The organism is Pseudomonas mercuritolerans (assembly GCF_025706525.1).
Lineage (GTDB): Bacteria > Pseudomonadota > Gammaproteobacteria > Pseudomonadales > Pseudomonadaceae > Aquipseudomonas > Aquipseudomonas mercuritolerans.
The window spans coordinates 203,542-223,563 of the sequence record NZ_JAMSHA010000007.1 but is presented as its reverse complement, the minus strand read 5'-3'; the positions used below and the strand labels follow the sequence as shown (position 1 = coordinate 223,563).

Below are 20,022 nucleotides of genomic sequence, written 5' to 3'. Positions count from 1 at the left end.
ACGAGGTATGATCCGTTTGAGTCTGAGGCGATGAATGCTTAACTCGTTGCCGGCGCCATCAAATTTCTAGTGCGTTGATGATGAAAGCAAGGGCCCTATGGGCCCTGCAAAATTAAGTCGTCGCGCGGTTAGGCCGACAGGTACTCGTCCACCGATTTGACGGTGGCGTAGCCGAACTCAAGCGCGGCCATCATCGTTGCATGCACGTGAGCCGAAGGAACGTTTACACCACCAGATGTGAGATCCAGGGTGGCGCAGGCATCATGTAACAGGATAACGGAATATCCCATGTCAGCCGCTGCGCGTACCACGGCGTCGATGCACATGTGGCTCATGGCACCTATTACCACGAGCTCCTGTATCTCAGAGGCTTCCAACTGCTGCTTGAGATCGGTCTCCCGGAAGGCGTTGATGTGTGCTTTTACAATCACAGGCTCATCACCCACGGGTGCAACTGCAGGCTGAATTTGCGCGCCGTTCGAGCCTTTGACGAAGATTGGAATGCCGTCATCATCGGATTCATGCCGTATGTGAAAAACTGGGATATCCGCTTCTCGAGCGTGGCTGATTACCTTCCGGGCATTTCCAACAGCCGCTACGATATTGTTCAAAGGCAGTTTGCCGTCGGGCAAATATTCGTTCTGCAGATCAACTACTACAACGCAACGCTTCATGAGCAATCTCCGGTTGGATTATTCGAGCATTGGGGCTGGTTTCTAAAGACAGAGCTCTGGACGTAGAGCGCCTACTTTTACCTCAGCTCCAAATGGTTTAAGTCAGAATTCCAGCGAAGCGCCGTCTTCTGGTATATCTACCCGACTTTCGATACCGTGCTGTTTGACGTAAGCGCGCAATTCCTTGCGGGTCAGCGACATATGGTTAACTGCGTCCATGTGCACGGCGACGATTTTCGCGTCTTTGGCTGCCTTAGAAGCGCGAAGTACATCTTCCTCGCCCATGATGATCGCGCCCTCAAACCCGTTCACTTTCGCTTTCCCGGCATTGAGTACGATGACTTCAGGGTGATATTTCTCAATAGTTTGGTCTACCTCTTTACGCCAGATAGTGTCGCCGGCTACGTAGAGGGTTTTGTAGCCTGGCGCTTGAAACACAACGCCCATGGCCTCGCCCAGAAGTTTCGCGAGTGGGGGGGCGGCATACATCTTGTCTGTGCCGTGCTGGCCGCTCGTCTTGGTGATTTTCACGCCGCCGAATTCCGCTTCGTCAGTAAGAACGCGTACGTTCTTGAAGCCTTGTGAGCGAATCAACTTCACGTCTTCCTCGTGCTGTGTGAACAGCGGTATGTCTTTAGGCAGCGCTTTCTGTGCGGCATCGTCCCAGTGGTCGAGATGCGTATGAGTGACGATGACGGCGTCAACACCAGAGATGACCTTCTCGGGCGACTCGGTCAGATCGACCAAGGGATTGCGCAGGTTGCTCCGGTAAGTATTTTCAAATCCTGGATAGGTTCCCTTTTTGGACAGCATCGGGTCGATCAGAAAGGTCGTGTCGCCGTAGGAGATTTTTACCGTTGCGTTACGAACTTGCTGCAAGTCGACTTTATGGGCTGCCTCCGGGGACTCGGGGGCGTCGGAACCCGCAAATGCCGATGAGGTCGCGGCAGCACAGGCAAGGCTAAGGACGAGCGGAAGTGTTTTAAAGATCATCTAATTAATCCTGTTATTGCATGAGTGACTCCATTCTTGCCGAATGCCCAGAGACTCAACAGTGGCCTGAATGACAGATTTCGATATAATCGGGCCACGATTCCTGCGCTGTTCTCGAACACGAGGCTGATTGATGCAATCCATATGCGTTGCTGTTTTGGCTTTCGATGGCGTCAGCCTGTTCCATCTTTCCGTGCCTGGAATGGTGTTGGGGACGGCCCAGTCCGCACCCGGTGAGCATCATTACGAAGTCAATTACTGCGCAGAGACGCCGGGAATGGTGACAAGCGACCAGGGCTTAGGGTTAGCGGTCAGTCATGGCTTGGAACTGATGGAGGCGTCCGACGTAATTATCATCCCTGCGTGGGGCGGTCACTCGGTCGCGGCGTCTGCACCGCTTGTGCAAGCTTTACAGCTTGCAAATACCCAAGCAAAACTCATCGTCGGCTTATGTTTGGGAGCATTTGTGCTTGGCGATGCAGGCCTTCTTGACGGCAAAGAAGCAACAACTCACTGGGCAGCCAGAGATGAATTTGGGCGACGTTTCCCAGAAGTTCGTTTTAGGCCTGAAGTGCTATATGTCAGTGACGAAAACATCATCACGTCTGCGGGAACCGTGGCAGCAATAGATTGTTGCCTGCATCTAATTCGCCAGCGACTCGGTGCTGATGTTGCCAATCGCACTGCGAAGATGCTGGTGACGCCGCCGCACAGGCTGGGAGGCCAGGCTCAATACGTAGAACATCCTGTGCCGCAGCTGTCTAGCGAGACACATTTGTCCAATGTTCTGGCGTGGGCTCGCCTTAACCTGGCGAATGATTTGTCGCTCGACGTGCTGGCGGACATGGCGAAAATGAGTCGGCGCACATTCACGAGGCGTTTCAAAGAGGCGACAGGCAGCACCGTCTCCAAATGGTTGAATGCTGAACGAGTCGCCAGAGCACAGCAGTTACTCGAAACAACCGACTTGCCTATCGAGTGTGTCGCCGGTGAGGCGGGTTTCGGAACGCCTTTGTCGTTGAGACAACAGTTCGGCGTTCACCTTGGCACGTCGCCTTCTGAGTATCGGCGAATGTTTTTCCGTGAAATGAAGCCCGGCCTGAAGACGGATGGAAGTGAGCGTACTGCTTAGCCATCTGCCCATTCCTAGGTGAAGGCTAACTTTGGCTCGTAGTTCAAGGCGCCACATTTCGGACAACAGCGAGCAGCGCCTGCAGCGGATGTAAGATAACTACACCATCCTGTCGTTTCACTTGGCTCCGGCAAGAATAACCGTCGGCCAACAACCGACCTGAAGCATTGAATTTCGCCACGAGCGGCGCCCAGGACTGCTTATAAATAACCGTGGACGTGACGGCATTTTTCGTCTCATGCCCATAAGTGCCAGACATGCCGCAGCACCCGCTCGCCTGAACTTGTAAATTCAGTCCCATGCGCTCATAGATTTGCTGCCAGAGACCGATACTGCTCGGCTCATTAGTTTTTTCAGTGCAGTGGGGAAGGAAGTAATAAGGCGCGTCATCTTTGACGCTTTGTGTTGGTTGAAGGATGCTGGCGAGCCACTCTTGAGGCAGTAGAACTGTGGGGGCATTTTTGCTGCCCAATGTTTTCGCATACTCTTGGCGATACACCAGAGTCATCGCGGGATCGAGTCCTACAAGCGCCATCTCGTAGCACTGAAGCTGACTCAGAGCGTCACTGTTGAAATGCGCAGCTTTTTCAAAAGATCTGACGAAACCCTGCACCTGAAGCGGTTTGCCATTGGGCGCGAACGGGGCAATGTAGATCTGGTAGCCAAGCCTTGCGATCAGTTCGATCCAGTCCGATAACACAGAGGTCTCGAAGTAGCGGGTAAAGGCATCCTGGACGATGATTACGCTACGAGCACGCTGCTGCTTATCCAATGTCGAAAGTAGCTCAGGCGTTGCGATCTGAACGTTCCAACGACGGCATACAGCGCCGAAGTCTGTGATGCTAAGCAATGGGCTATCGACCATCCCGGCCACATGCTCAAGCACGTAGCGTACTGGGCGGGCGCCCATAAAAAAGTTGTACAGGCGTGGGACACGAGCGATATAGGGAATCGTGTATTCCAGCGAGCCGATCAAATAATCTTTGAGTGGACGAAGGTAGCGGCTGTGATAAAGCTCCAGAAACCGAGAGCGGAACTCAGGCACGTTGACCTTCACCGGGCACTGCCCCGCGCAGGATTTGCACGCAAGGCAGCCAGCCATTGCCTCATAGACTTCGTGAGAAAAATCCTGCTGCCCCATTTTCTGCGCGACCGTGTTGACTGCACGTTTTGCAAGGCTGGCGACGTTGCTCTTTGATCGAACGTGATCAGTTGCCGCCAACACATCTACGCCTTGCTGACCTTGCAATCTTAGCCATTCGCGGATCAGCGAAGCGCGTCCTTTAGGTGAGTGAACCCGGTCACGAGTGCCCTTCCATGACGGACACATGGCGTCATCAGCATCGAAGTTGTAGCACGCGCCATTTCCATTGCAATGAAGTGCGGTGTCGTAGCTTCGCCAAACTCGCTCATCAATGGTTCGGTCAAGTTCGCCGCGCAACGTCACCTCGTCAACGCGTGTTAGCCGGCTATCCGACAGCGTTTTTGGCGTTGCGATTTTACCGGGGTTGAGTTGGTTCCATGGGTCGAACGCCGCTTTCAACTCCTGCAGGGCCGGATAAAGCTCGCCGAAGTAGTCGGGCACGTATTGGGATCGCAATCCCTTCCCGTGTTCGCCCCACAGCAAGCCGCCGTGTTTCTGCGTCAAGGCAGCGACGGCGTCGGAAATGGGACGAATCAGGGCTGCCTGAACCGGGTCTTTCATGTCGAGAATCGGGCGCACATGCAGTACGCCAGCGTCGACATGGCCAAACATCCCGTATTGCAGATCGTAGCTGTCCAGCAGCGCCCGGAACTCCTGGATGAAATCAGCGAGATTCTCAGGAGGGACGGCGGTGTCTTCTACAAAAGGTTGGGGCCTGGCTTCACCCTTGACGTTGCCCAGCAACCCAACAGCCCGCTTGCGCATCGCGTAGACGCGCTTCAGTGCATCGGCACCTATGGCAAGCGTATGACCCAGGCGTACCACCGAGGTATCGCGCTGCAGGTGCAAAACAAAGTCATGAACGCTCTGCTGAACAGCGGCTTCATCGTGGCCACTGAACTCGATGAGATTGATGCCCAAGGTAGGTGTGCTTGGATCTTCGGGGAAGTATTCGGCAACGCCATGCCAGACAATGTCCTTCATCGCCAGCATCAGAACTTTTGAGTCCACTGTCTCAATCGACAAAGGCTTGAGAAGCATCAAAGCCTTTGCATCACGCAATGCGTCCATGAAGCCTGCATAACGGACGTTGACCAGGATCGAGTACTTCGGGATCGGCAAGACGTTGAGTTTGGCCTCAACAATAAAACCCAGGGAGCCTTCGGAGCCGCACAGCACACTGTTGAGATTGAAGCTGTCACCCTGCTCTCGAAGGTGCGCCAGGTCGTAGCCGGTGAGGCAACGATTCAATTTCGGAAAGGTTCGTTCGATCAGATCGGCCTGATTATCCGCAATGCCGACAGCGCATCGATAAACCTCTCCGATCCGATCCCGACGCGCAGTTTCTTGCCCCAAAGCGCTTTTACCCACCACGCCGCTGCGGAGTAATTCGCCGCCAAGCAACACAGTAGAAAGCTCGAGCACGTGGTCACGGGTTTTGCCGTAGGTGCAACTGCCCTGGCCGCTGGCGTCGGTATTGATCATGCCGCCAATCGTTGCTCGGTTTGAGGTGGACAGTTCTGGCGCGAAAAACAGTCCGTAGGGTTTCAGCGCGGCATTTAACTGATCCTTGACCACGCCAGTTTGAACGCGAACCCAGCGCTCTTCAGCATTGATTTCAAGAATGGTGTTCATATGACGTGACAGGTCGACGACGATCCCATCGGTCAACGACTGACCATTTGTTCCCGTTCCCCCACCTCGAGGTGTCAGGACGACAGCTTTATGCTCGGGATCAGCTGCCAACTTGGCAATAATCTCTACGTCCTTCGCATCTGCGGGGAACACGGCGGCCTGAGGTAAACGCTGATAGATGGAGTTATCTGTTGCGAGCACCATCCGCTGGCCATAGCTGTAGGCGATGTCTCCTTGGAAGCCAGCTTTAGCGAGCTGCTTTAGAAACTCGACGTATTTCACGCTTTGATTTTTGGACGGGAGCAACCGAGCGATCATAATAAAACTCCAACCGGCATGCGGTTTTCTTGAACAGAATAACTTGTCGGCAGTAATGGAAGCGTCGCGTTTGAGTGTGTTGGATCAGGTATCAAATCTGTACAACTTCACCGCGTTATCTCGAAAGATGAGCCGCCGGTCACTTTCTTTGGGGGCCCAAATCGCCATAAGATCGAGGATCTTTGCATCGTCGGGCTTCTTGGATTTCATTGTCGGGTGAGGCCAATCACTGCCCCACATCAGCCTGTCGGGTCTGCGCTTCACGAGCTCTGAAGCAACCTGCCCAAAATCAAGATATTCAGGCGCGCCGCTTTTCGAGGTGTTGTAGGGGGCGGACAGCTTCGTCCATACGCGACCTGTGGCGAGTAATCTCGAAAGTGCCACAAATCCCTCTGAAGCCACACCACCGGGTTGAGCAAGTTGACCCAAGTGATCAATCACCAATGGGCACGGCAATTTGAGCAACTTTGATTCCAATCCTGGCAACTGATCGCCTGGCGACACCAGTTGAACATGCCAATCGAGTTCACCGACCCTTGAAGCAAGACGTTCCAGCTCTTCGATCTTGGTACCGCCGAAGCTCAGGTTGAATCGAATACCTCTGACTCCAGCCCGATCCATATTGCTCAGTTCTTCATCCGTTATGGTCGGTGGAACCACGGCCACGCCTCTTGCGCTGCCGTTGCTTTCGGCCAGCCCTTCCAGCATCAGGCTGTTGTCGAATCCGTACGTCGAAGGCGTCACTATGACCATTCGCTGAAGGCCTAAGCGGCGCTGAAGAAGGCGATAGTCAGCAAGCAATGCTGTTGGAGGAGTCAGTGTGGCACCCGCGACAGGTGGCACCTGGTCGTCATAGAGATGGATATGACTGTCCACGCTTCCCGTTGGAACCTCGAGGCTGGGAAGTTCTTCACCCTGTGACCAAGGCACCGCCCACGCCGGGATCTGGCAACAGGCTGTCAGTGTTCCAGCAATTTCTATGAATCGGCGCCGGGTGAATTGCATAACAAGTCCTCACTGAACTCCAGCAACAAAGCCCAGTTTTTTTCTCAGATGGTGGTGTGCTGGTCAGTGTCAAAACGCCTAACTGTGCGAAGCCATGGCTTTACCGGAAACGGATGCATTGACTCGATGGATCGTTGCGGTAGAGGACTCGATGACATAAAGGTCGGTGGTGCCGTCACAAGCGAAGACCAGGTTCGTGGTAAGCAAACCCGCTGGTACTTTCACCCTTGACTGGGGTTCGCCAATCGCGTTGAAACCCCAGACCGAGCCTAACCCTGCATGTGCGACCCACAGACCGCCCTCTGAATCCAGTGCTAAGCCGTCAGGGCCAATCCCCCCTGACAGCTGTATGAAGTTGCCCACTTTTGCAGCGCCATAGCCGGCAAAAGGAACTCGCCAGATTGCGTTAGCGCGTGTCACCGCAAGAAGTACGGCATCTTCGTCCAGGTTCATAACCAAACCATTTGGGCTGGGGACAGCGTCGAGAATGCAATCTATGCGCCCGCTCGGCGTCATGCGGAACAGACGACCCGTTGGATCTTGCAATCCCGTCAAACCCTGATCGGTAAAGTAGAGGTCTCCGTTGCGAGCGAAGAACAGATCGTTTACGCCTTTGAATCGTTCTGCACCTGCACGCTCAAGCAATGGCTTTACTATTCCGGAGCCTGGTTCATGAGTCATGATTCCGTGCTTGTAATCGGCGATGAAAACCAGCCCGTCCTCACGGATTTTCAGCCCGTTCGGCCAGCCGTCGTACTCAACGGCAACAGAGAATACGCCTGACTTATCGATGTTGAGCAGGCGACCATTAACTATATCCACACACCAGAGCACACCGTTTTTATCAAAGGACGGGCCCTCCAGGAAACTCTTGAAAATATGCTTGCCGGGCTGTGCCAAACTCCAGGTGGAATGCTCATCTCCAGTTTGTAGAGAGGAGGGGTAGGTGGCGAATAACTCAGTGCGAAGGACGGGGGGCGACGCGTACATGGTCGGTCTCCTTTGCTTGGCCTATTGAATTGCGCGTCAAAAACATCGAGACGAGAGCGCCTAACGCTAGGAGCACGCCGGCAATCACAAACCCGTAGTGGTATTGGTGGGTCATGGAGATCACATAGCCCGTCACAATAGGTGCGCCGATGCCGAAGAAGTTACCCCCCGTACTGATGACCGCGATGGCTGTTCCTGAATCTTCCTTCGATGGGATCAGGTCGTTGATGAGCGACAGATTCGCGGCGACCGCCGCGGTGCAGCCCGTTAATGAAAGGGTAAAGCAAGCGAGAATGACCCTTATGTCGTCCAGAAATGGCACGAAGAAGATCAGCGTCGACATTAAAAGGCAGGCTGCGACCACAACTCTTCTCTGGCCGCCCCCCAATGATTTTCCGGCCATAGCGCGGTCGCCGACCATCCCGATGAAGATGCCTAATATTGCAGCACCAAGATAAGGGATGGCGGTGTACAGACCACTTTTCAACAAAGTGAGGCCTTTTTCGGCCTGGAGATAGCCGGGCAGCCAAGTCAGAAATAGGTAGGTGGTATAGACGGCACAACCGTGCGTAAACGTTATGGCCCAGATGGTTTTAGAGCGAAGCAGCGCTTTCAATCCCAGCTTTGGCTCGTTCGCTGATGGCAAGGCTATACCGGTATCCCGTGTGCTCAGGATCAAATCTCGTTCTTCCGGCGATAACCAGTGCGCAAGTTCAGGCTGCCTGAACCAGATCAACCAAGCGGCCAGCCACACGAACCCTACTGCGGCAGCGATGACGAAGGCGAAACGCCATCCATAACTGTTGACGATGATGCTTAGGCCCAACGCGGCTATTGCCGGCCCAATCAGGCTTCCTGCGTGAAAGAGTGAAGTCGCCATGCCGCGCTCACCGGCAGGAACCCATTCGCGCAGGACACGTCCGCCGGCGGGGTAGGAGGTCGACTCTCCAACGCCCATGAGTAAGCGAGTTATCAGCATCGAAAAGAAACCCCCTGATGTTGCAGAGAGGAGGGTGGCCACAGACCAAACACCGATGCCCCAAGCGTTGACAAGCCGAGTGCCATAGCGGTCTACCAGCATGCCCATAGGGATAAGTGCGAAGAGGTAAAGCCATAAAAAAGAGGACAGCAGAAGCCCCAGCATGAATGGGCTTATGTCAAATTCTTGAGTAATCTGGTTAGAGGCAATTGCTAGTGCCATACGATCAATGTAGTTGATCGCAGTCAGCGAAAACAAAAGTCCATATACCCAGTAACGTCTGCGCATGACCAAACTCCCGTTTTTTATGTTTTTGGGTGGTTTGTGAGTTGACCAGCACGCAAGATGCAAGGTGTCGTGGAGGTCAGCTTTTAGCGTTGAGCAGAGTCCGTGGGAGGCAAACTATCAGCCCCCCGTTTGCTCGCGGACGATGCTTAGCGAATGCTCGCGCGGACTTTTTCCCTGAAAGTATTCTCGATTCCATCCTGGATCTTTAGCTTGTCGGCGAGCGATGGAACCAAATGGCGGCTGATGACGATGATGCCGTCTTTATCACCCAGAATCGCATCGCCTGGGTTGCACACGACATTACCGCACGCAACTGGCGCACCGACTTGGCCTGGACCGTATTTTGAGGGGCCCGCCGGATTCACAGCTCGCGCATAGGTTGGCAAACCCATGACACTCAGTTCTTCAATATCGCGAACTGCACCATCGATAACTACCGCTGCGACTTTTCGTGCTAGACACACCTCGCCCAACAGATCACCAAAGACCGCACGGTTGGTTTCACCGTTGCCGTTGATCACCAGAACATCACCTGGCTTGGCGTCGTCCAATGCCCTGTGGATAGCCAGATTGTCACCTTCCCAAGTGAGGACAGGCAGTACGGTTCCGTAGAACGAAGCCTTACCTGCAACATGATGGATAGCGGAAGCCATCATCCCCAAGCGCTGCAATACGTCGCCGATCAGTGCGACCGGGTAATGTGCTATTTCTTCAATTTGTTTAAGGGACGCGCGTTCCCAATCTTCGCTCACGGTGATGCTTTCATCAGATACATTGATAAACATGGTGACCTCGGCGTAAATCCGTTTAAAGCGCTATTAGTTGAACGTCTTGGGTGCAGGCTTGTTGACAGGGTGCAGGGGCGCTTCACCGCGCAAGACTGCGGAAATAGCCTCTACCGCGCTCATACCAACGCGCAGCAACGACTCATTTGTTTGCCCAGCAACATGGGGCGTAACGAGCAGGTTAGGTAAGTCGGAAACGGGGAATGTGTTGCAACTGAAGGGTGTGATCATGTCGATGTTTTCTGCAGCCAGCACGTCCACACCTGCACCACCCAGCTTGCCGCTGCGAAGCGCATCAGCAACCGCAGCTTCATCGATCACTCCACCACGGCTGGTGTTAATCAGGATCGCGCCGGTTTTCATCTTCTCGATTTCGGCACCGCCAATGAGATTCTCTGTGCCAGGTTGCAGGGGCACGTGGAGGCTGACCACGTCTGCTTGTGCTAACAAGGTATCGAGATCGACCAAACGTTCATCGAAACTCGAGTCATAAGCCGGGTCAGTCGCCAGAACCCTCATGCCAAAAGCCTCAGCAACTGGCGCAACGTGCCGACCAATGTCGCCAAATCCAATCAAACCCAAGGTGCGACCTTCGAGTTCTATGCCAGTGAGAGACAGTCGATCTGCCGCCCAGATTTCGTTGCGGGTCTGGTCGGTTGCCAACTGAATTTTACGGCTCAAACCCAATAGCAGAGCGAACACGTGTTCCACGACGCTTCTACGGTTTTCGCCGGGTGTATTAGTGACCCAGACGCCAAGTTCCTCTGCTGCTTTGTAGTCGACGTTGTCGTAACCCGCGCCGTGCCTGGCGACGATTCTCAGGTTCGGAGAGGTGGCGATCATCTCTGCAGAGATATGACCTCCGCGCAAAAAAACGGCATCTACTTGCTGTTGTATGTCTGCGTAAGAGACCGCGTCAGAGCCATAGCCAAGTCGAACTTCACCTACCAAGGAGAGGGCTTTGAGTACGTCTGGGTGGATCGGGCTTGTCACATAAATCAAAGGCATGATCATCACCTTAAGAGAATTGGTGGGTATTGGCGTCATCGCCAGCCGCCGGCGCATTTTTACGAACGGTCGAGATAACGATCAGTCCCAGGAGACCTGACAGGCACAAGATGTACGCGGGGGTGGACTGGTTGCCGGTTGCACCGATCAGCCAAGTGGCTAGGAACGGGCCTGAACCGCCGCCGATCACCGCGCCTACACTGTGGCCGAATGCAACGCCGGTGTGGCGTATATGCATCGGGAAGAATTCCGGCATCACCGAATAAGTACCCGCCTGGCAGAGGGCGTACGGGATCATGCCGAGCGCCAGCCCAGCCATTGCCAGATTGACCGAGCCTAGCTGCATCAGCATGAAGGACGGTATGGACACTACGGCGTAGGCCAAGTAGGAGTAACGCAGGATGGACTTTCCGCCGCGATAAGATCCGAGTTGGCCGGCGAGAGGGATCAGGAATGCAGCAAGAATCACGGCAATTAGAACGATGGTGGAAGCTTCGCCTTTCGAGTACCCCAGAATCGAACTAAAGTACGCCGCGATGAACACGGTGCCGATGTAAGTGCCGATGTTCTGAACCATCGCGATCATGATCACTTTGGCCAAAGGCTTGCGATAGTCTCGAATCAGCTCGGCAAAAGGCTGACCTTTTTTGACTTCCGCATCGTTTTTCTTGGATGCGAATTCAGGGCTGTCTTCAATGCTCAGTCGCATGTAAAGACCGATGATCCCCAGTGGCAGTGCCAGCAGGAACGGGATACGCCAGCCCCAGGAAAGCATCTCCGGATCGGTGAGGGTCGCCGCTGCCAGACCTGCAATCGCAGCCGCCAGGCCTTTGCCGAATTGAGCTATGGAAGGAAGAAAGGAGATGTACAACGCGCGGCGCTTAGGCGGTGCCCACTCGCGGATGTAGCTAGCGGCGCCACCGATTTCGCCACCTGCGGAGAAGCCCTGCAGCATGCGCAGCACGACGAGAAGTATCGGCGCCCAGACGCCTATCTGCGCATAACCAGGCAGCACGCCAATGAGCGTGGCCGCAGCCCCCATCAGGGTGATGCTGGCGATCAGGCTAAAGCGTCTGCCTACCTTGTCGCCGAGCCAGCCGAAAGCAATAGCACCAAGCGGCCTCACCAAAAACGCTGAGCCGAACACCAGAAAAGTGTTCAACAGGCCGGTCGTCGCATCATCTGAAGGAAAGAAAACCATGGCGAGGGTTGCAGCTACATACCCGTAAACGCTGAAGTCGTAATACTCGACAAAGGTTCCGAATACAGCGGCCCTTGTGGCCTTCTTGGCTTTCCTCGTCTGCTCCGTTTCTTCAACGGTCTGAACGACAGGCTCGGCCATAACGTTATTGTTGTTCATGGGCACCTCGGGTTATCGGACGTCGCCATTCAAAAAATGGGACAGCGTCCTGCTTTTGTTTTGTCTAGCTTCTAGAACGCCGTGGCGGTTGTCAACAGCTTGGTGTGATTTGCCGTAGGCCAGTGTTAGACCCCAGAATGGAGGCCCGAACCAATCGATCTGACTTGTGATGCCTCAGTCAAACCGCTCTAGCACAACACCTTTCACCACCGTACCTGCGTCCAGCCACACCCGGATGATTCAGGTAATGGACGCACTTGTGAGGCGAACCGGTGCCGAGCCTTGGGGGGTTCGAGAGCTGGCGGCAGAGCTGTCAGAGAGCCGAAGTACCGTTAATCGGATTCTTGTTTCCTTGGTTGAGATCGGTCTGGCTAGCGAAGTCGGGGTTGGGAAATACAGCATAGGGCCGAGAATTGACGTCCTTACTCAATCGCTCATTGATTCAAGTGTGCTTCTGGGCCGCAGTAGTGAATCGCTCGGTGAACTCGCTGACGCCTCAAAGTGCACCGCGCTCGTTTCTGTGTTATGCCCGCGCAGTAATGGCTATTTCATCGCGGCCTGCAGCGAAGCCAAGGCAGCGCTGACGTTCAGGCCTGAGCTAGGGGTGGTCTATCCACTCACATTTGGAGACATCGGACGCAAGTTTGCAGAATTTATCGGCGCTAACGATTCAAGATTGAAAACATCAGGCGCGGCAGGTGGTGATGACTGTATCTTCCCCGATCATGATGCCCTTGGCCTCATGTCGGAGTCGGAATTTCCCAGTGCGCTATCGATAGTTGTGAGCGAAACAGCGAGTGGGCTTATCATGTCTGCCTCTTTTCACTCAGCTGGAAGTTCAGGCTCCAAGGGACTTCGTCATTTGGATACGGACATCCAGCGCGTTGTTGAAAAGATACAGGCTGGTATAGATTCCAAGAGCGTTGACAGGCTTCAGGTTATTAATAATGTCTGCGCACAGGATGCCAAATCCACGGTCAGTCGCCTTGAACGACTTCTGCTGTTAGCCTGCGTTTTTCCGCAGGGTATAAAAAACTCTGTCGGTTTGCACGATCATCTCTTGTGCAATGCGGCCACGGCCAAACGACTTATAGAGTCCGGGATTCAGGCCGAGCTGGTCAGCTTGGTTGAAACTACCTTGTATCCAGGCCCAAGGCTCTATCAATGGGCCGCACGAGTTAACTCAGCTCATCGCGACCTCGCCGATATCACCCGGAAAATCCTGTCATCTTTAGTCCAGGAAACCGGTGAGACGATAGCCCTTCTTTCGTACGATGAAACCACTCAGAGGGCTGAATTTCTTGATGTGATACCAGGTTGGAGGCCTATCCAATACAAGCTTCAGGTGAACGTAGATGTTCCTCTGTATGCCGGTGCCGCAGGCAAGGCTGTATTGGCCTACTGTGACCCACAATTGGTCGACTCGCTCAAGCTTGAACGAATTACTGAAGCGACAATTACTTCTCGTAAATTGCTTAAAGAAGAGCTGAAAGACATCAAGGAACGGGGGTGGGCTACTGGTGAGGGCGAACGGGTATTGGGGGCGTTCGGATTGGCAGTCCCTTTTTTCGTCGACGGTAAAATTAGGGGCTCAATATCGGCGACGATTCCCCAGTATCGTAAAAGTGAGCGTGACTTACCGACGCTATCTACACTTATGCGTGAAGCTACTGAAAAAATAGAGCGTCTTTTATCTTTAGGCATTAAGTTCGAGTAATTTTTCAGTCGACTGTAATACATCCATAACTACATAGCGCCAGGGCCAGGCGGCCCCGGCAACTATTTGAGTCAGAAGTCCAAAGTCACTCCGGTGTAAAGCGCACGGCCATCACCTGGCGAATGCAGTGATGCCTGGGCGCCGTCCGGGTCGTACCAGACGTACTCGTAGTATCGATTCGTGAGATTCTTCAGCTGCAAGTCAACACTCACTGATTGAGTCACCTTGTAGGTTGCGCCAAGGTTCATTAGCACGTAACCGCCGTAAGTCCCCTTTGTATTTTCCCGCTCCAGATAGTAGTTAGTCTGGCCATTCATCCAAGCGGTCAGCTGTAATGCGGGTGTAGCGTCATAGCTGATGCCGGCGTTATAGAGATGATGCGGGATGTGGTCGATTTCCTGACCTTTGCTGTTAGGCAACGTGGCACTCGGCTGGAGTATTTTCGAATACTGCCAGGAATAAGCCATCCAGATATTGGTGCGTTCATTCGGATACAGGTTCATCTGCAAGTCGTAGCCCCAGCGCCGTGTTTCACCGACATTATCGGATTCACCGCTCGGGTCGTTCAGCCGGCGACTGACTTCCCCAGACGCCTCTTGCTGCCAATAGGCGACGCGTCCATCCACCCAGCCAGCCGGGGTGAACTTGATGCCTGTTTCCCAGCCCTCGTTGATCGAAGGGGCTAGGTCAGTATCTCTGGGCGGAATCTTGTAAGCCGCCGCCCCGGTGCCCACTTGAAAGGTACGCCCCCAGTTCGCATAGAAGCTGGCAACGTCCCACGGAGAATAGACAACGCTGATCTTCGGCTGCTTGATCAGCCCGTAGTCGTTGATGTCGTAATCTATGCCGGTCATTTCATTAGTGAAGTCGCCCTGGATCTTGTCGACCCTGTAGGCTGGTACGATCTTCAGAGACTCGAAAGGTTTTATCTCTGCCTGGACATAAGCGCCGTAGGTGTCGAAGTCGAACTGCTGGTTGCGGGTGGTAGTTAGACGTGTGCGGTCTTTGGTGCGATATCGCTCACTTTTATTTTGCTGCTGTTGTACGTCTGCACCACCTTCGAGGGCAAAATCGTAAAGCCAGCTGACTTCGGGTCGCCAGGTCAGGGAGGTGACGGCGCCATATTGTGTCTCGTAGGCGTCGCGTTCCTGCTGTGCACTGGTACTCCAGTATTGTGTCCAACGTCTGTCATCGAAAGTGTTGGCGTAGGTCTTCGCTGACCAGGCGAGAGTCTCAGCCAAATCTGTATCGAAATGCAGACTGACCTGATTTATGCGACGAGTACCCTTATCAGTAGCGTTGAAGCTGTTGGTCATTTCCGGGTGATGACGGGCATCGTCTTCACTTAGATAACCTGGCTCCTGAGCTGCGGTCTCGTAGTGACGAGCAATAAGCCCGATACGGTAGCTGTCATCGTCCGGTGTGTAGAACCATTTGCCCGACATTGAAAACTTATCTGCCTCGGCGTGATCTCTGTAACCATCGGTTTTTTGATAGGCGAAGAAATAGTTTTGCGTCCAGTTGTTGCTCTCAATGCCCTTGGCAAGCTGTGCTTCTTGAGTATTGAAGCTGCCATAACGCAGCCGCGCTCTGTTGTAGTCGCCACCCGTGCGGGTCAGCATATTGACGTTGCCGGCAATGTTGTTCAGGCCGTAGCGAGCATCACTGGTACCACGTACGACCTCGATGCTGTCCAGCTCGAGGGGGAAAATCATGTCCATGTACGGCATGTTGCCGTCGTTGCTGTTGCTTGGTATTCCGTCGATCAGCAATTTGACAGCATTCACTTCTCCTTCGCCGTTGAAGCCTCGGAAGGAAATTTTGCCGGAGGTGGTGCCTTGGTTGAACTCCGTGAGCATCACTCCGGGGGCTCGGCTGAACAGTTCCCAACTGTAGTTGACCGGCATCTTTTCGAGGATATCTGCTCCCAGGATATCCACCGAGCTGAGTACGCTGCTGGTTCTTAAAGGGCCACTGGCCGTTCCCTGCACATTTACCGTGCCGAGGGTCAAAACCGAGTCTTCAACTTTAGAAGCGTCGGCCAATGCAGAGCACAAAGGGCTCATTGCGAAGACACCAGCCGACATCAGCGGCCACATGGAGCGGGACACAGATAAACGCTTTGCAAGACGCAAAGTAATTAGAGCAGGCATAGCATGCACTTCCTGATGATCAAGAAACTTTAAGGGCGTTCAGCGTCCCGTTGCAGGTCGCTAAAAGAATTTAAAGAGGGCAGCACCGCAGGTTTTCAGCGGTGTTGTGATCAGGCGAAAGGAGAGGCGCGTGGACTTAGACTGGGCCAACGAATCCTTGGATGCAGCGTCGGTAGTTGAGAATTTTCGAGGGCGGTATCGGGTGTGTATTGCGGTAGGAAATGGCGATAGTAATCAGAGGGTAATGCTGCCAATCCTGCATGCCCACAGCAGCAGTCGCCGTGTTGCATGACAGGTTTCGATTGGGGTGACCGCAAGGCATCAACCACCTTGCCGAGATCTTTAGGAACGGCACTCGAGTTCCCTCCCGAACAGAACCCGCCCCAAAGCATCAGGCTAACGTCCGGCGTCTGCATCGCACGACTCAGCGGCATGGCGAACAGGTTCAGCAAGACTGCCAGGCAAGCAATCCAAGGCCGGATGCGTTTCAACGAACTCATAGATGAAGTCGCCGCGAAGGGGCGGGTATTTAGCCCGCTTTAAAGAGTGAAGTAAATTTCCACGGGGTGCGCTATTTCGTCACAGGTCATATTGGATCGCAGGGAAGATGTCTGCGTCCGAACAAGGCGCCTGTACCAACTGGTAAGCTCGCTCATCAACTCGTTGGATGATGGCTATGTCTTTACGCGCACTTCGAACACTGCTTGCTATTGCCCAACACGGTTCATTCGTCAGAGCAGCGGACGCCGTGCATCTCACCCAGTCAGCGGTCAGCCTGCATGTTCGGTCATTGGAGGAGGATTTCAACGCGCTCCTGTTTGACCGTTCACGACGGTTGCCGGTGCTAACGGATGCGGGCCATATCGCCGTGGAGCGCGCGAGAGAAATTCTAGCCTTGTACGACGGCATCTCCTCTGAGATCGGCGGCGACAGCGAGTTACGCGGCAGGCTTAGAATCGGCGCCATCCAAACAGCACTGGCAGGTGTTTTGCCCCTCGCACTGTCTGCATTGCGCGCCCAACATCCGCACCTGCGCATCACTGTTGCGTCGGGCATGTCTGCTGAGTTGGCCACGCGCGTGGAAGCGGGCGAGCTTGATGTTGCTATCACCACAGAACCGGTAAAACCATACCCTTATGGCCTGGCGAGCACGGTGCTTTACGAGGAAGGATTCTGGATTATCGCGCCGGTGTCCCTCGCGCATGAGGACTTGCAGCTTCTTCTCAAAAGTCAGCCGTTCATTCGCTTTGATCGTCGTGCCTGGGCGGGTCGAACCATTGAGCGAGAGCTTCGCACTATGCGGATGCGGGTGCAGACCAGCATGGAGCTTGATAGCCAAGATGCGATTATCCAGATGGTTTCAAGCGGACTTGGAGTATCCATCATTCCTCTCGCTCAGCAACAAGTCGAAAGCCTGACAACACTCGCCTTTGAGCCGTTCGGCACACCTCAAAAAACCAGGCGCGTGGTATTGCTGGAGCGCGAAGACCGTCCGCTTGGGCGACTGGCTTCAGCCCTGGCGAACGCCGTGATAGCTTATTCTCCGCACGTCGACCCATGAGTGATACTTGTTGTTTGCTGAATTTTAAATCGTTTTTATTTTAGAGTCAGAATTCTTATCGTGGTGCCCATCCAGACGATTTCTCGAGGGCGACATGAGCACTCCACCTACCGCAGACAATATCCTGCAGTCTTCTATCCTGATCATGGCAAAGCGAGCGGCGTTGATGCGAGCGCAGGGCAGGGATGTCATCGATCTGACATTGGGCGAGCCGGACTTCAACGCGCCGCCACACGTTCTTGAAGCTGCGCACGCTGCGCTCAGCGGTCGCCTGACCTACTCACCGTCGAACGGTGTTGAGCCACTTCGTCACGCGATCCGCATGCGCATGAAAGACATTCGAAACCTCGATTACGCCGATGGCCAAGTTACCGTCGGCTGTGGCGCCAAACAAATCATCTACAACGCTTTTCAAGCGACCCTCAAAAGTGGCGACGAGGTGATCGTGCCTGCGCCCTATTGGGCGAGTTATCCCGCCATGATAAAGATGTGCGGCGCGCGACCGCTGATCGTGTCGACCACGAGAGAAGAAGGTTTTCGCCTCACCGCAGAGCATTTGGAGGCAGCGCTTCGACTGGCAAAGTCGCCCAAGTGGGTCGTCTTGAATGCGCCGGGCAATCCTTCCGGTTCGCTCTACTCGCGCAAGCAACTGTTGGCCATCGCCGAAGTGCTGCGTCGATACCCAGGGGTGATGGTGCTATCAGATGACATCTATTCAGAAATTCGTTACACGAATGATCCCTATCAGACATTGGCGGCGGTGGCGCCTGATTTGAGAGACCGTATTCTGATCGTGGATGGCGTGTCTAAAGTTTACGCAATGACCGGCTGGCGGGTGGGGTGGGGGTGTGGGCCAACGCCTCTGATCACGGCGATTAGCTCAGTTCAGTCACAGAACTGTACTCAGACCAGCACCCTGAGCCAGTTAGCGGCGGTGGCTGCGTTGAATGGGTCTCAGGCACTGGTGAAAGAGAGAAATGCTATTTATCGCCGGCGGCGTGATTCCGCTCTAAGCGTCTTGGGGGCCTGCGAAGCGATTGATGTCGCATGCCCGGAGGGTGCGTTTTACCTGCTGCCTCGAATCAGAACGATCAAAGATGATCAAGCTTTCGCGCTCATCCTACTCGAAGCAGGCGTAGCCACGGTTCCCGGTAGCGCTTTCGGGATTCCTGGTCATCTCAGGCTTTCATTCGCCACTGATGAGTCAATCCTGATCGCGGGCTGTGAACGGTTGGTGCTAAAAATCAAGGCAAGCGCATGACCCTCTCTTTGTTGACGGCCTTGTTGCCCATCGCACTGCTGATCGTGTTGGGCGCATGGCTCAAACGTCGTCAATTTCTGGCGGATAACTTTTGGGGGCAGGCAGAGCGCTTGGCGTATTACGTACTGCTGCCTTCTCTTTTCTTTCACGGACTGGCGACCGCCAAGCTTGATGGGGTGCCCTTACAAAGCATGGTCTCGGTGCTCGTGTTGTCGACTGTTGTGGTTTCGCTGATGCTGTTGGGCGCAAGATCGCTGATCACTCAGAACAATGCCGCATTTACTTCGGTTTTTCAGGGTGGCATACGCTTCAACAATTACGTTGGTGTTTCTGCAGCGGCGGGTTTGTTCGGAGTGCAAGGCATAGCCCTGGCCGCCGTCGCGAACGCAGCCATAGTGCCCAGTGTGAACATTCTGTGCGTAATGGTATTCGCGAAGTACGGGGCAGCCGGCAGGATGCCATTTAGCAAAGTCCTCAAGCAGTTGGCATTGAACCCACTGATACTCGCGTGCTTCGCCGGCGGATTGGTTCAGGTCTCGGGCTGGGGACTGCCTGTCGGTATTGAGCCGGTGCTCAAAGCCTTGGGACAAACTTCACTGCCGCTCGGATTGCTCTGCGTTGGTGCTGCGCTTGAGTTCGGAAGCATAAGACAATGGTATCGCCCGGTGGGTTACTCGTCGCTGACCAAGTTTTTAATCATGCCACTGGTTACGCTTTTGGCGTGCCACCTATTCGAACTTGAAGGAAAGGCCGCGGTTGCAGCCCTTCTATTCCAGGCACTGCCCACAGCCTCATCCTCCTACATCATGGCAAGGCAATTAGGGGGAGACGCCCCCCTTATGGCTGGGATCATCGCTTGCCAGACCATGCTGGCAGGATTAGCACTTCCAGCGGTTATCCTCGTGATGGCCCAGTGGGGTTGAGTGTCAAGTGTTTACAAACATTGAGTAAAGTAAGACCGACAAGAAAGCGCCTCTGGTTCGTTCGAGTGTGTCAGGTGTTACTCATTGACAAACGAG

The 20,022-nt window shown here is 54.2% G+C and carries 16 protein-coding genes; 5 read left to right on the top strand and 11 right to left on the bottom strand.

Going from position 1 to position 20,022, the window contains the following annotated elements; translation table 11 throughout:
- Window positions 1–128: 128 nt before the first annotated feature.
- Both ND528_RS20690 and ND528_RS20685 read right to left on the bottom strand, forming a co-directional pair.
- Window positions 129–674 carry a cysteine hydrolase family protein gene (locus tag ND528_RS20690; RefSeq protein ID WP_263471100.1) on the bottom strand — a complete coding sequence of 182 codons (546 nt, stop codon included), beginning with the start codon at window positions 672–674 and terminating at the stop codon, window positions 129–131.
- Between the two features lie 102 nt (window positions 675–776).
- Window positions 777–1,667: an MBL fold metallo-hydrolase gene (locus ND528_RS20685; RefSeq protein ID WP_263471099.1), complete on the bottom strand. Its 891-nt coding sequence runs from the start codon at window positions 1,665–1,667 to the stop codon at window positions 777–779.
- Between the two features lie 133 nt (window positions 1,668–1,800).
- On the opposite strand from ND528_RS20685, the gene ND528_RS20680 reads away from it, so the two are divergent.
- Complete coding sequence (locus ND528_RS20680; RefSeq protein ID WP_263471098.1) at window positions 1,801–2,799, top strand: GlxA family transcriptional regulator; 999 nt, start codon at window positions 1,801–1,803, stop codon at window positions 2,797–2,799.
- A gap of 43 nt (window positions 2,800–2,842) precedes the next feature.
- Here ND528_RS20680 and ydiJ read toward each other — a convergent pair whose 3' ends face one another.
- The 7 genes from ydiJ to ND528_RS20645 all read right to left on the bottom strand — a co-directional run bounded on the left by ydiJ (window position 2,843) and on the right by ND528_RS20645 (window position 12,311).
- Window positions 2,843–5,896 carry a D-2-hydroxyglutarate dehydrogenase YdiJ gene (gene ydiJ, locus ND528_RS20675; protein ID WP_263471097.1) on the bottom strand — a complete coding sequence of 1,018 codons (3,054 nt, stop codon included), beginning with the start codon at window positions 5,894–5,896 and terminating at the stop codon, window positions 2,843–2,845.
- An 84-nt stretch (window positions 5,897–5,980) separates the two neighbouring features.
- Complete coding sequence (locus ND528_RS20670) at window positions 5,981–6,901, bottom strand: amidohydrolase family protein (protein ID WP_263471096.1); 921 nt, start codon at window positions 6,899–6,901, stop codon at window positions 5,981–5,983.
- Between the two features lie 78 nt (window positions 6,902–6,979).
- Entirely contained in the window at window positions 6,980–7,891 is a 912-nt protein-coding gene (locus tag ND528_RS20665; protein ID WP_263471095.1) for an SMP-30/gluconolactonase/LRE family protein, read from the bottom strand.
- Entirely contained in the window at window positions 7,860–9,158 is a 1,299-nt protein-coding gene (locus ND528_RS20660) for an MFS transporter (protein ID WP_263471094.1), read from the bottom strand. Before ND528_RS20660 ends, ND528_RS20665 begins: the two co-directional genes overlap by 32 nt.
- Window positions 9,159–9,304: 146 nt before the next feature.
- Complete coding sequence (locus ND528_RS20655; protein WP_263471093.1) at window positions 9,305–9,943, bottom strand: RraA family protein; 639 nt, start codon at window positions 9,941–9,943, stop codon at window positions 9,305–9,307.
- A 33-nt stretch (window positions 9,944–9,976) separates the two neighbouring features.
- A complete protein-coding gene (locus tag ND528_RS20650; RefSeq protein WP_263471092.1) occupies window positions 9,977–10,951 on the bottom strand; it encodes a hydroxyacid dehydrogenase in 975 nt (324 codons plus the stop codon).
- Window positions 10,952–10,961: 10 nt separating this feature from the next.
- Complete coding sequence (locus ND528_RS20645) at window positions 10,962–12,311, bottom strand: MFS transporter (RefSeq protein WP_263471091.1); 1,350 nt, start codon at window positions 12,309–12,311, stop codon at window positions 10,962–10,964.
- 169 nt (window positions 12,312–12,480) lie between these two features.
- On the opposite strand from ND528_RS20645, the gene ND528_RS20640 reads away from it, so the two are divergent.
- The gene (locus tag ND528_RS20640; protein WP_330221318.1) at window positions 12,481–14,028 is read left to right on the top strand and encodes an IclR family transcriptional regulator domain-containing protein; all 1,548 of its coding nucleotides are present in this window, start codon (window positions 12,481–12,483) and stop codon (window positions 14,026–14,028) included.
- 71 nt (window positions 14,029–14,099) lie between these two features.
- Here the strand turns inward: ND528_RS20640 and ND528_RS20635 are convergent, their stop codons facing one another.
- Both ND528_RS20635 and ND528_RS20630 read right to left on the bottom strand, forming a co-directional pair.
- Window positions 14,100–16,094: a TonB-dependent receptor gene (locus tag ND528_RS20635; RefSeq protein WP_408005056.1), complete on the bottom strand. Its 1,995-nt coding sequence runs from the start codon at window positions 16,092–16,094 to the stop codon at window positions 14,100–14,102.
- Window positions 16,095–16,291: 197 nt separating this feature from the next.
- Complete coding sequence (locus tag ND528_RS20630; protein ID WP_227974134.1) at window positions 16,292–16,681, bottom strand: DUF2946 domain-containing protein; 390 nt, start codon at window positions 16,679–16,681, stop codon at window positions 16,292–16,294.
- A 176-nt stretch (window positions 16,682–16,857) separates the two neighbouring features.
- Between ND528_RS20630 and ND528_RS20625 the strand changes: the two genes are divergently transcribed.
- From ND528_RS20625 to ND528_RS20615, 3 genes are all read left to right on the top strand, one after another.
- A complete protein-coding gene (locus ND528_RS20625; RefSeq protein ID WP_263471090.1) occupies window positions 16,858–17,742 on the top strand; it encodes a LysR family transcriptional regulator in 885 nt (294 codons plus the stop codon).
- 94 nt (window positions 17,743–17,836) lie between these two features.
- Window positions 17,837–19,003: a pyridoxal phosphate-dependent aminotransferase gene (locus ND528_RS20620; protein ID WP_263471089.1), complete on the top strand. Its 1,167-nt coding sequence runs from the start codon at window positions 17,837–17,839 to the stop codon at window positions 19,001–19,003.
- Window positions 19,000–19,926 (top strand): AEC family transporter, encoded by a 927-nt coding sequence (locus ND528_RS20615; RefSeq protein ID WP_263471088.1) that lies wholly within the window; start codon window positions 19,000–19,002, stop codon window positions 19,924–19,926. The genes ND528_RS20620 and ND528_RS20615 overlap by 4 nt, the downstream gene beginning before the upstream one ends.
- Window positions 19,927–20,022 lie beyond the last annotated feature (96 nt).